The organism is Lederbergia ruris, assembly GCF_018332955.1.
Taxonomy (GTDB): Bacteria; Bacillota; Bacilli; order Bacillales; family Bacillaceae_C; genus Lederbergia; species Lederbergia ruris.
This window is the reverse complement of sequence record NZ_BORB01000041.1, coordinates 1-12485: the sequence shown is the minus strand read 5'-3', so window position 1 is coordinate 12485 and position 12485 is coordinate 1. Positions and strand designations below refer to the sequence as shown.

The window sequence follows — 12485 nt, the reverse complement described above, 5'->3', positions numbered from 1 at the left end:
AACTACTTTATAGAATATTTCCGGAAAAGATACGAGGAGGTCTCCATTATGCGTAAAAAATCAACTTCAACTTCATCTTCCTCCGTTACAAAAGACTGGCTCATTCAACAATTCAAAACATCCTTTGATTTTACTCATAAACCATTAAAAATTGATCAAAAAGAAATCGAGCTACTGTTTATTAAAACTTTAACCAACAATGATCAACTACAAAATGTTGTAATTAAGCCCTTTTTTGAACTAGCTTCCATGGAGCAAGTAGAGGCTTATTTAAACTCCCTTCCCAACCAACAAAAAGTCGAATCAAAAGAACAAATAGAACTTGAATTGACAAAAGGAAGTGTTGCGATTTCCCTTAACAACACCATTCTACTTTTTGACTTCAAGACGGTACATACGGACACTGTGCTTGAAAGTAATGTGGAACCAACCATTATGGGACCGCAACTTGCCCTAAGTGAAGACATTAACACCAATTTAAACTTGATCCGTCAGCGCTATCACCAACCCTCTTTAGTCATCGAAATCAAGGAAGTCGGGAAAAAATCTCATCAATCATTGGCTATGATTTATGATCAAGATTTAGTTAAACCTGAAGCATTAAAGCAGATTAAACAAAGTTTAAAAAAGTTAGATAGTGATGTCATCTTGTCTAGTGCTGAACTTGTTCGCTTTCTAAATATCAAGAAGCGTTCTCTTCTACCAACCATGCTTCAAACAGAGCGAACAGACCGTATTACATACAATCTTTCCGGTGGTAAAATTGCGCTCTTACTTGATGGCGATTCATCAGTCATTCTTGCACCAGCTGTTTTCTTCGATTTCATGACTTCCATGGAGGATAATTACCATTCTTATTGGGTAACCAAGTTTACGGATATTCTCCGTTATATTGGACTTATTACCTGCATCGTCTTCCCTGGATTATATGTGGCTGTATCCTCCTATAATCCTGAAGTATTTCGGCCAGAATTAGCTTTATCTGTTGCCGGTTCCCGGATAGGTGTACCCTATCCTTCCTATGTGGAAGTCTTATTTATGTTGGTTGTCATGGAATTATTAACAGAAGCCAGTATTCGCTTACCGAAGGCTGTCAGTGCCACCGCTACAACCGTTGGCGGATTAATTTTGGGGACTGCCGCCACTGAGGCTGCTCTTACCTCTAATATCATGATTATTATTGTCTCCGCTGTGGCTATTTCGACTTTCGTTATTCCGATCAATGAAATGAGCTTTTCCATTCGAGTTTCTAAATACATTGTCTTATTATTTGCTACCTTTTGGGGGATGGCTGGTTTAATGTTAAGTTTTATAGGTTTTATCATGCTTTTATCCAATAAAAATAGTTTTGGGGAGCCTTATTTTAAAATATTTCTTCAAGCAAAAGAAAAGGAAACAAGTGGGGAGTCAACATGAATCGCTATTATTATTATCTGATCTTTTTTAATTTGGTAGCCAATATGATTTCCGCTGTTCCGAAGATCTTGTTCCTTCATAAGACTAATGGTTCCCTCTTCTCTCTGTTTCTTTCCATTCCAGCAGGTTTGCTTTCTGTGTACCTGTTTATTCGATTTTTCAATTCTTTTGAAGGTAAAGATCTTTCAGAGTTGGTAAAGAAGTACTTTTCTAAGTGGATCTCCCTTCCTATCTTAAGTTTTTTAGCCATTACTTGGCTTGCGGCTGGATTGATCACACTGATTACCTTCACCTTTATGATCAAACGTTTTTTAACACCAGATATGTCGATTCTGTTAATTGCTAGTTTATTTTTAATTTTTATTTCATACGGGATTCTCATGCAAACGAAAAGCATTTTATACACAGTGGAAACTGTCCTTATTTTCTCCATTCCCCTAATTGCCTTTATGTTTATTAAGGCATACAGAAGCCCCCATTTCATGTGGGAATTTGTGGGGGTAGCCGTGATGCATAGTAATCATTGGCCTAACTATAGTGCCTTTTCAGCATCCTTATATTGTTTTCTCGGTATAGCCAATCTCATCGTTTTTAATCGCGCTTTTCCAAAAAAGAATTTCCAGCTTTCATGGAAATCGATGCTATTCATTGGCATTGTTGGTACCATTACGATTATTTCTACTTATCTTATTCCGATTGGGCTTAATGGCTTTGAAAAAATTGATAGCCTCGTCTATCCCGCAATCACGACTAGTGATACATTACGGATGAAATTTGGCATTGTAGAAAGAGTGCTCTTCATATTTTTTATGTTTTTCTTAGCTGTGACTTTTATTAGTCTTCTGATTCATTGGCATGTGGCAATAGAGCTATGTAAGAACATTTTTTGGCTAAAGAACTTCAAATGGAAAAACACCAATCTCACACCCTATATTTTTATAGGTATCTTTTGGGCTGTGACGATGTTTTTAACAGACTATTTAAATGAGTACACTTTATTAATTTACGCAAAGTATTTTTTTAATTGTCTGCCACCCTTTTTCTTACTGATGTTCATTCTTTTTTGGTTCATTCGAAGGAGGGCAAAAACGGCATGAAGAAATTTTCCAGACAATCTATACCGATTATTTTGTCCATTCTCTTTTTCACCCCATTCCTTTCTAGTTGTGGGTTTAAAGACATTGATAAAAGAATTTTTGTACAAGGGATTGCGATTGATTATACAGATAATGAAGAAAAACCATATAAAGTCACCTTAAAATTAGCAATTCCGACAGGATCTCTTAAAGAGTCTTTGGGAGGAAAATACGCTTATTTATCAAGAGAAGACTCTAGTATAGCAGGGGCCATTCGCATCCTAAAGACCCATACAGATAAGGAACTTGATTTTGGCCATAGCCGAATAATCCTTTTGGGTGAAACGTTATTAAACCATAATGTGGAAGAAGTGATGGACTTTTTATTTAGAAGAAGAGATATTCAAATGGTTGCGTGGGTGGCCGTTGGAGATCCAACAGCAGAAAAAGTCTTAAAGGCAGAACCGAAGACTGAAATGGCTGCTTCCAATGTTTTAACAAACCTTTTTTCTCAAAATGGCGTGGAAAGTGCCTATGTTGTTTCAACTTTTTTATTTGACATGAGGAGAAAATTATTGGAGCCTGGCATTGATCCCGTCTTACCTGTCGTCCAAGTGAATGAAGATGAAAAGAAATTGAAGGCCAATAAATCGGTTGTTTTAAAAGTGAAAAGCAAGCATACCCATCTTTCCAGCAAATTTACAAAGTCCTATAATGTGCTTGCAAACAATAACAATCATTATGACCTCCGAATACAAGAGGAGGATCATCATTTTCTTTTTGCGATTGATTCAGTCAATATAAAATATAAAATTGATACATCTTCCAAAGAAACGCCCACGATTAAACTGAAGATCACATTAAGGGGAATTGTTGAAGAATCATTTGAAGATATGTCCCCTAAAGAATTAGACAAATACAGTCGAATAGCCAGCAAAGCAGCGAAGAAAAACGTTACGGATTTTCTAAAGATGACCCAAGAGGAAAATATTGATCCCATGGGATTCGGATTAAGATATAGAGCCACTAGACTCCATAATCGAGATACTTTCGCCGAATGGAAAGAAATCTATCCGAATCTTCAGTTTGATGTCAATGTCAAAGCATCAGTGGAAAGCACAGGGACAATTGAATAAAAACGAAGCTTGCAAGACCACTACAGAAGGGCTTGCAAGCTTATTAAATTCAAAGTGGTCGATCAGTTGATAGCTCTCTTCCCTTCTCCCCTAAAAGCATGGCGGTGACAGCGAAGGCAATACCAGCCAGGACGATCAACAGCAGAAATACTTGATGTAGGTTTGCTGCTAATTCTGCCCCTTGTAATTGGTCACTTAGCCAAAGTCCAGATACGGCAATACCAATGGTTTGTCCTAAAGTTCGAAATAAATTATTAGAACCCATGGCAGCTCCACGCATATTCCAGCCTACAGCTGATTGAACAACAACGGTAAATAAAGTGGTCGATAAACCAAAGCCAATTCCTAAAATGGCGGTGATCAGCATCATCCATAGTAGACTTGTACTAGATTGAAACAAGCTCATACCGATGCTACCAAGGATGATAAAGACCATTCCAATTAAGGCAATTCGGCCAACCTCTATTTTATTCGTCCATTTGCCAACAAGCATGGCTCCCAATGGCCAGGTCAATGATTGAGGTAACATCGCAATTCCAGATAACGTAGCATTTAAACCCGTCACACCTTGCACCCATAAAGGAATATAAAACGTAACCGCAATCAAAATAAAACCAATCAAAAAGCCGGCTACATTCGATACAACAATCAACCGATTTTTAAATAAAGAAAGTGGTAACATCGGCTCTTTCCCTTTTGATTCAATCCAGATGAAGAAAACAAGACTAATAAAAGCAATCCCAAACATGATGACCATACCACTCGTTAATTGGCGCTCTTCCTTCCACAAATTTAAAGCATATAAAAAGGAAGTCATACTAGCGGCAAAAGTAAAAATCCCCGCATAATCAATCGTCCGCTTTTTCTTTTCGATTTGTTCATGGAGAGAAGTTCCAATTAAAATTAAGGAAATCACTCCAAAAGGGAGATTCATAAAGAAAATCCAATGCCAGGAAATCGAGTCCACAATGAACCCACCTACAAGTGGACCTAGAATACCGGATATTCCCCAAACACTACTGATAAGACCTTGAATTTTCGCACGCATTTCAAAAGTAAAGACATCCCCAATAATCGTCATGGGAATCGTTGCTAGTGCACCTGCACCAATACCTTGAATGATCCGATACACAACAAGCTGATGCATGTTTTGGGAGACGCCTGAGAGCGTCGACCCGACCAAAAAGATTATCACGCCTATGGTAAACATTCGTTTTCTGCCGTACAAATCAGCCATTTTCCCAAAAATCGGTGTGCTAATGACGGTTGCCAGTAAATAGACAGATATGACCCATGTATACAAATGACTGCCGCCCAGATCATCGACGATTTTCGGCATAGCCGTACTGACAATTGTTCCTTCAATAGCGGTTAGAAAGGTTGCGATTAATAAAGCAGCCACAACATAATTCTGCTTTGTTTCCCTTTTCACTGTTCTTTCTCCTCTTCTCTTACATATATCTAAACTCCATTCTAAACCACCACATATAGCTTGTATATGTTTTTCACAAAATAGTGAAGACTGTCAGCTCAGCAACAATTGCAATAGGCTCAACAACAGATTCAGCAAGCACAGACTACTGCTCAATCACAGCAAAATAAAATGCAAGAACAAAAGCGCAAGCGCCTGTTCAGCGACGTACAAATTTGGAGCATAAGGTTCAAAGGCTAAATACGCGCCATCCTGGCGGCAGACTCAATCGCGACGTCCTGTCGCTTCGTCTGCACTAGTACATCCTTGTACGTCGCAACGCCTTTGTGACCAACGTCCTGTTGGCCTGAGATAAAGGAAACACGGCGACGAAGGAGTCGATGTTGACTTATCGTAGGAAGAAGGCGTAAATTTGCTAGTCGCTAGGCGCTGGAGCTGGATGTCAACCGCAACATAAGCAACTTATCTACAAGCTGGGATTTTATAATTTCCTTAGCAATAAGAAAAATGTACAAGGGAAAGTTGAGTCATAGCTTTCCCTTGTACATTTTAAGAATTGGTGATTGTTGCTAATCTCCCCCCTAAATAATCTCCTCATTATAGATTTTCCATTTACGGGGATACTATATTTACTTATGTTCAAAGAGGAGGAGAAAATATGACATCTCATGATCATAGTCTTTTAACGGCTAGTGAATTAGCCATATTATATGGATCTTATGCCAATGACACTGTTTCCATTTGCATGCTTTCTTATTTTTTGGAACATGTGGAAGATCCAGATATTAAGGCTTCTGTAGAGTATGGATTGGAATTATCGAACATGCATATCGCTATAGATAAGGACATTTTCGCACAAGAAGGCCTACCTGTTCCATTGGGGTTCACGGAACAAGATGTGAATGTGCAAGCTCCAAGGCTCTATAGTGACGAATTTATCCTTCATTATGTACAGAATATTGGGATCATGGGGATTAACGCTTACAGTATGGCACTTCCCAAAATGTCCCGCAAGGATTTACGCGATCATTTTACTCAATGTTTGCAATCATCCGCAGAGTTATTTAACCGAACAACCGATATTTCTGTAGAAAAGGGGACCTATGTCCGCCCGCCAACTATTCCTTATCCACAACAAATTGAATTTGTGCATAATCAAAACTTTTTAGGCGGATGGATAGGAGAACAACGGCCACTCACAAGCACAGAAATATCCCTTTTATTTATGAATTTGTACCGAAATTCTTTAGGAAATGCTCTATTAACAGGTTTCTCTCAAATTGCTCAAAAGAAAAAGGTACGGAAATTTATGGCAAGGGGTGCAGAAATTGCTCGCCATCATAGTGATGTATTTGGCAAATTTTTGGATGAAAGCCATGTATCTGCTCCCGTTTCCGGGGATTTCACTGTGATGACCACAGCAGAACCCATTTTTTCGGATAAACTGCTTATGTACCACACAAATGCTTTACAAAATGCCGGAATTGCCTTTTATGGAGAAAGTATTGCAAGTAGTCAAAGAAAAGACCTTATAACAGCGTATAGTCGTTTAATCGTTGAAGCCGGTGAATATTCGGTGGATGGGACCAATATTATGATTGACAATGGATGGCTTGAGAAGCCTCCCTCTGCGCCTGATCGCAGAGAATTAACAAAGGGTTAAGATAATGTGGACGCAAAAGAAAAGCTATTTTGGAGTATTGCCCTTCCCGGTTTTGGACAATTATTAAATAAAAAGTACGTCAAAGGTCTTGTGTTTATTGCATTAGAATTTATCGTGAATGTTATGTCCCGCTTCAATGATGTTATTATTGCCAGTTTCCATGGGAATATGGAGATGGCCATGGAACAAGTGAACTTTCAATGGTTGCTTTTTTATCCCTGTTTGTATTTCTTTGCTATGTGGGATGCTTATAAAGATGCTGGCGGTGGGAAAGAGCCCTATTCTTTTATGCCCTTTGTCTTCTGTGCTTATTTTGTTACGGTTGGCACAATCTACTCAAGCAAACTCACATTCCTCCCGGGCATCATCTGGCTCCCCATGCTTTGTGTCATACCTGGAGTTATTGTTGGATTATTACTTAAAATAATATTGAATAAAATAGAAAAAAAAGCATAAGGTATGTTCATTGTTCGATTAAAATGAATCCCTGCATTTCAATAGAGATTCATTCTGGGCTGACACCGTTTACGGTTCACCGATGGAAAACGCCTTGACTAGCAATAAGCAAATAACCTAAACCAACAGGAAGTCCGGTCTTGACTCTTTTGGGTTCAGGTTATTTGCATTTGAGTGTTAACGCCTTTACACAGTCTACTGTGAATTTCTCCTTTTTTTCAAAAAGAAAACCACGATTGGCTGACAAATAATACATAATGGGTAAAAAATATAAAGAATGTTCTCCGAGAACGTCCTTACATAAAGCGGTTGAGCCCAATTAATGAGGGCCTCCTTTATATCCGAACCATAGGTAAGCATGTTCCAACTTATCGTAACCGGAATTAATAGGCCCATAAATAAAATAGTGATGCCTACAATTTTCAATGTAAATCCCTTCCTTTTTCCAACCAATAGTTTATCTCTCCCCCCTTCTATACCTCACTAATGGATATACAAGAAGTTCTATGATCAGTTATAAATAGAGCCTTTATTGGGCAAAACGATGAATAGGCCTTTATTCGATCCAGTGAAAGGGGGACCTGCCTTTGGAGCCTGCAAAAATTAGCCCATTTCAATTATTCGTTCTTATCCTTCTTTTCCAACTTAGTAGTGCCCTACTTTTTCCCATCGGTATTGAGGCTAAACAAAATGCCTGGTTAGCCATTCTTATTGCTATGGTAGGAGGATTTGCTATATTTTTTATCTATTATGCACTTTATTCCTATTATCCTGATCTATTGCCAACATCTTATACTCAGAAAATCCTTGGTAATTTTTTCGGAAAAATAGTATCTTTTCTTTACATGCTCTTTATTCTCTACTCTACGGCCCGAGCCCTAAGGGATTTTGGTGAAATGCTTGCTGTTATCGGCTATCCCAATACACCACTTATCATCAATCATTTTTTACTGATTTTAGTTGTGATCTATGCTGTTCACAAAGGGATTGAAGTAATAGGAAGGACAGGTGAAATTCTTTTTGTTTTTATTTATGTTTTAGCTATTCTTGGCTTTATCTTTATTATTTCTTCTGATTTAATCAATTTAAGTAATTTAAAGCCCTTCTTAGAGGATGGGATTTTTCCCGTTGCCAAAGTGGCTCTTACACAGGTTGTTTTTTTTCCATTCGGGCCAGTATTCGTCTATTCGATGATTTTTCCTTATGTCAATCAATCAAAGAAAATAAAAAAAGCAAGTCTATTAGCCATCGGACTGGTCGGGATTAACTTAGCGATTAGCACCCTTATTAATATAAGCGTACTCGGTGTGGACAAAATCGAGCGTACTCAAATTCCTCTGCTCAACACCGTTCAAGCAATCGAAATTGCAGAGTTTTTGCAAAGACTGGATATTTTTTTCATGTTGTCCATCATCATTCTTGGCTTTTTCAAAGTAGCTATTTACTTTTATGTCGTTGTGATTGGCACAGCCGATCTTTTCCGTATCAAAAAACCTGCACAGCTTGCCTTTCCTTTATCATTTGTTGTGCTTTTTCTATCGATTGTCATTGCCAATAATGCTTTGGAACATATTGAGGAAGGAAAAGCCATCTCTTCCTTATATATTGATTTCCCTCTTCAAGTTATGATTCCAGCTTTGCTTTTGCTCATAGCCTTTTTTAAAAATAAAAAAAAGAAAAAATAAGGAAGCTCAAATCCCACTTTTTTATTGGTATTGAGCTTCGATCATCTATTTAGATAGGTTAGTGCCTCTTATATTTAAAAGGATTGCTTCTTAGTCCAGTTCCAGTGATCGTGGCATCGACCTCAATTTCAACTTTCATATCAGGAAAATATTGCTCATCCCAATTTTTCTTCATCTTCTTCCAAGCATCGGGATGGGATTGATAGACTTTTTCACCAAAACCAAAAATATCGGATTTGTAGCTTTGAACTTCTTCTATTGTGGAACGAACCATAGATTCAACGGCTTTTTCTGTCTCCCTTTCTATTTGGTTGCGTATTTGTCTGTCCTTAATATTGATTGGTACATTCACCTCCCCTAGGTCCCCCTGCATCTGAATATTAATCTTCGCTGTTATTTGATCTTCCACATATTCAAGTGCAACCTTCGTTTTTTCTCGAACCACTTGAAAGGAAATCACATCTTTTTGTTCCTGCCAATCTACTGCAATATTTGAGGTGCGAATTTTATTCATGACCCAAGCCACTCCTCTTGCTCGTTCACCGTCAAGCCAGCCAATTAATTTTCCATTGTTAAAAATACCTAGGCCACTTGCACGAAGAACGGTTGCCGGTTCCGTATTTTTCAAATTATCCACTGACTTTCCAACCTCTTTATGACCATGTACGGAGAAGCTTGGAATGATAGGCTCTTTTCCGGCACTCGTCAAAGCATTGAGGAGCTCCCGAATATTAATGGGCCATTGCGCCCCCCATAGCTGCCCTGAATACTCCAATGTCTTGGTCACCTTATTTGCAGGTATTTTATCAATGGGCGTCGTTATTTGCATTAATTCGCTGGCTGTTGTGTTCCGCGCGATGATTACCTTCGCTGTATCGCGAAATCGATCATCTCGATCTAAACCATCTAAAAACACACCAAAGCCCTCTTCCTTTGCCAATTCCTCCCCAACAACAACCAAATTTGCATGTGAATAAAATAAAGTCCGTGAAATTTCCTCGGACGCACGACGGCTAATCTCGACGGTATTCTTACCTGTGATTTGATATACCGTGACATTTGCTGCCTCCGAAGCGGATCCCCCCTGCAATCCCCCGGCAACATTCCCTGGATTTACAATTTGAAAGGTACCAATATATTGATTATCTTCTCCCTTATCAAAACCAATGGCAGCGACAAATGCGATATCTGTCAATTCTCGTTTATCCCAACAACCAGCAAGAAAAAGTAGTGATATAAGAAGGATGAAGCTAAGCTTTACTTTACGAATCATTGGAATCCCCCTTTTTAAGATTCCTATTCATTATGCTTCGAGCTGTCGGGGGGCTAGGTTTTGCCATGTTCTCTGCATGGGTTTGTGTTCCCTTTTTCATAATGAGATTGGCCCTTTGTCTTGTTGCCCATAAAGGAAAACGAATTAAACTATCCCCTAAATTCCCAACTGTAACAGGAGCCAGCGGTGTCATATACGGAACACCCAGGGAGCGTAAACTTGTTAAGTGAAGAATTAATAAAATGATCCCTAAAATCACACCATATAAACCAAAAGTTGCTGCTATCACCATGAAGAAGAAACGAATTAAACGGGCCGAAATCGCCATTGCGAAAGAGGGAGTTGCAAAATTGGCAATGGCCGTTATCGAAACGATAATCACCATGGCCGGAGAGACGATCCCCGCTTGAACAGCAGCCTGACCAATAACAAGAGCTCCTACGATAGAAATAGCAGATCCAACGGGGCGAGGCATTCGCACACCCGCTTCCCGTAAAATTTCAAATGTAATTTCCATCATGACTGCTTCCACAAATGCTGGGAATGGAACTGTTTCTCGCTGTGCAGCGATAATAATTGCCAATTCCGTTGGAATCATCTCTTGATGAAAGGTAGTCGCCGCAATATAAATGGATGGCGCAATAATTGATAAAAAAAAACGTGATAAGCCGCAAGAACCTTAGTGCCGTTGCCATATCAAATCGAGCATAATAATCTTCAACAGACTGAAAAAATTGAATAAATACGGCCGGTGCTAATAAAACAAAAGGAGTTCCATCAACAAAGATTGCTACCCTTCCTTCTAAAATATTTCCTGCTACGGAATCCGGTCTTTCAGTGTGGTACAAAGTTGGAAAAGTCGTCCATACTTGGTCTTCAATTAATTGTTCAATATATCCCGATTCCAAAATGGCATCAATTTCAATTCTTTGCAAACGACTTCGAACTTCTGCAACAATGTCCTCTTTCACAACACCATTCAAATACATGATTTCCACATTGGTTTTCGATTGTTTGCCAATTTTCATTGATTCTGTCCAGAGATTTGGATTACGAATCCTTTTCCTAACAAGTGAGGTGTTCGTGCGAAGAGATTCCGTGAACCCATCCCGAGGACCGCGCACAGAAACCTGGCTTTCCGGTTCTTCTATTGAACGCTGTTCCCCACCTTGTGTATCAATCATGATCACTTCGTCGATTCCATCAATAAGAAGAATGGTATTCCCATCCATTAACGCTGTATATAATTGTTCCCATTGTTTTGATTTTTGAATAGGCCCCATTGCAACAACTTCTGACGTAAGAGTCTTCAAAAATTCTTCAGGGGCCCGCTCTGTCTTAACATCTGAATCCAAAATCGAATCGACAATGAAGTCATGGATTGATGTATCGTTAACAATTCCTTCTACATAAGCAATTGCCACGGACAACATGGGCTCACCGAGCTCTAGTTCCCTTATGACAATATCTGAGCTGTTCCCTGTGTCATTCTTTATTTTTTGGACCGTATCGGATAATGTAGAACCTAGTAAGTCCGTATGGGATTTGTTGTTTAGATTTCCTGAATCACCATTTTTTTTCTTAAATAAAGAAAACATGACAAAAAATCCCTTCCATTTTTCCTATAGCATCCGTTAATCGTTCCGTTTTTATACACGTTTCCTATTTCTATCCAACGAACAAAGGCGCAAGCGCCCGTTTAGCGACGTACAAACTTTTTAGGGGCCTGACGAGATAAAGGAAACACAGTGAGCCACGAAAAGCGGAAGGCGGTTGTTCAGGGGCGACAAGCAAATAACCTGGAATCCCGGAAGGGCGTTCTTTCCCTTCCAGGATTCCAGGTTATTTGACCTCGAGCCCCTACCGTCTGCAGCTAGACATTGAAAGGCGAGCTGATGTTGACTTATCGTAGGAAGGCACCGAAAGTTTGCTAGTCGCTGGGCGCTGGAGCCAGACGTCAATACCCACTATTAGATCTTATCCGCAAGCTAGAATTTTATAGTTTCCTTAACAACTAAGAAAAGCGCAAGGCGCCCGCCTAGGGGATGAACGGCTAAGTTCGCGCCGTTCTGACCAACATCCTGTTGGCCCGCGACAAGCAAATGTTCCTGAACCTAGAAAGGGTGCATTTTCCCTTTCTAGGTTCAGGGTTATTTGACCTCGAGCCGATGGCGCCTGGAGCTGGCTCCAAACACTAGCCAATTTTTATACTTTCTAAAAAGGGGCTGTCCAGAAAGTCGTTGAAAAACGACTTCCTGTGACAACCTTTCCTATTTTTACTAAAAATACATACAAAAAAATCGCCCTTTCTAGTAGAATGAAGTTACCACACAACACTCAAGAAAGGA

General features: G+C 39.3%; 10 protein-coding genes and 1 pseudogene. 6 read left to right on the top strand and 5 right to left on the bottom strand.

Going from position 1 to position 12485, the window contains the following annotated elements; translation table 11 throughout:
• Positions 1–48 precede the first annotated feature (48 nt).
• The 3 genes from KI363_RS17960 to KI363_RS17950 are packed head-to-tail and all read left to right on the top strand — an operon-like array spanning position 49 to position 3628.
• Entirely contained in the window at positions 49–1416 is a 1368-nt protein-coding gene (locus KI363_RS17960) for a spore germination protein (RefSeq protein WP_212967195.1), read from the top strand.
• Entirely contained in the window at positions 1413–2513 is a 1101-nt protein-coding gene (locus KI363_RS17955; protein ID WP_158321230.1) for a GerAB/ArcD/ProY family transporter, read from the top strand. Before KI363_RS17960 ends, KI363_RS17955 begins: the two co-directional genes overlap by 4 nt.
• Complete coding sequence (locus KI363_RS17950) at positions 2510–3628, top strand: Ger(x)C family spore germination protein (RefSeq protein ID WP_212967194.1); 1119 nt, start codon at positions 2510–2512, stop codon at positions 3626–3628. Before KI363_RS17955 ends, KI363_RS17950 begins: the two co-directional genes overlap by 4 nt.
• Positions 3629–3677: 49 nt before the next feature.
• On the opposite strand, the gene KI363_RS17945 is transcribed toward KI363_RS17950, so the two are convergent.
• Positions 3678–5060: an MDR family MFS transporter gene (locus KI363_RS17945; RefSeq protein ID WP_212967193.1), complete on the bottom strand. Its 1383-nt coding sequence runs from the start codon at positions 5058–5060 to the stop codon at positions 3678–3680.
• A 658-nt stretch (positions 5061–5718) separates the two neighbouring features.
• On the opposite strand from KI363_RS17945, the gene KI363_RS17940 reads away from it, so the two are divergent.
• Both KI363_RS17940 and KI363_RS17935 read left to right on the top strand, forming a co-directional pair.
• Positions 5719–6723, top strand: coding sequence for a DUF3231 family protein (locus tag KI363_RS17940; protein ID WP_212967192.1), 1005 nt, complete (start codon positions 5719–5721; stop codon positions 6721–6723).
• A gap of 6 nt (positions 6724–6729) precedes the next feature.
• Entirely contained in the window at positions 6730–7179 is a 450-nt protein-coding gene (locus KI363_RS17935) for a hypothetical protein (protein ID WP_212967191.1), read from the top strand.
• 195 nt (positions 7180–7374) lie between these two features.
• Here KI363_RS17935 and KI363_RS22570 read toward each other — a convergent pair whose 3' ends face one another.
• Positions 7375–7605 carry a YczF family membrane protein gene (locus KI363_RS22570; protein WP_505744245.1) on the bottom strand — a complete coding sequence of 77 codons (231 nt, stop codon included), beginning with the start codon at positions 7603–7605 and terminating at the stop codon, positions 7375–7377.
• Between the two features lie 161 nt (positions 7606–7766).
• Between KI363_RS22570 and KI363_RS17930 the strand changes: the two genes are divergently transcribed.
• Entirely contained in the window at positions 7767–8864 is a 1098-nt protein-coding gene (locus KI363_RS17930; RefSeq protein WP_212967190.1) for a GerAB/ArcD/ProY family transporter, read from the top strand.
• Positions 8865–8922: 58 nt separating this feature from the next.
• Here KI363_RS17930 and KI363_RS17925 read toward each other — a convergent pair whose 3' ends face one another.
• The 3 genes and pseudogenes from KI363_RS17925 to KI363_RS17920 all read right to left on the bottom strand — a co-directional run.
• The gene (locus tag KI363_RS17925; RefSeq protein ID WP_246516940.1) at positions 8923–10137 is read right to left on the bottom strand and encodes a Ger(x)C family spore germination protein; all 1215 of its coding nucleotides are present in this window, start codon (positions 10135–10137) and stop codon (positions 8923–8925) included.
• On the bottom strand, positions 10127–10762 hold the full coding sequence (locus KI363_RS22530) for a spore germination protein (protein ID WP_505744244.1): 636 nt from the start codon (positions 10760–10762) through the stop codon (positions 10127–10129). The genes KI363_RS17925 and KI363_RS22530 overlap by 11 nt, the downstream gene beginning before the upstream one ends.
• A gap of 97 nt (positions 10763–10859) precedes the next feature.
• A pseudogene (locus KI363_RS17920) lies at positions 10860–11735 on the bottom strand (spore germination protein); the annotation flags it as partial.
• Positions 11736–12485 lie beyond the last annotated feature (750 nt).

Excerpts from the sequence above, each read along its gene's own strand:
- KI363_RS17955 (WP_158321230.1), top strand. The coding sequence starts at position 1,413 with ATGAATCGCTATTATTATTATCTGATCTTTTTTAATTTGGTAGCCAAT.
- KI363_RS17940 (WP_212967192.1), top strand. The coding sequence starts at position 5,719 with ATGACATCTCATGATCATAGTCTTTTAACGGCTAGTGAATTAGCCATA.
- KI363_RS17950 (WP_212967194.1), top strand. The coding sequence starts at position 2,510 with ATGAAGAAATTTTCCAGACAATCTATACCGATTATTTTGTCCATTCTC.
- KI363_RS17925 (WP_246516940.1), bottom strand. The coding sequence starts at position 10,137 with ATGATTCGTAAAGTAAAGCTTAGCTTCATCCTTCTTATATCACTACTT.
- KI363_RS17960 (WP_212967195.1), top strand. The coding sequence starts at position 49 with ATGCGTAAAAAATCAACTTCAACTTCATCTTCCTCCGTTACAAAAGAC.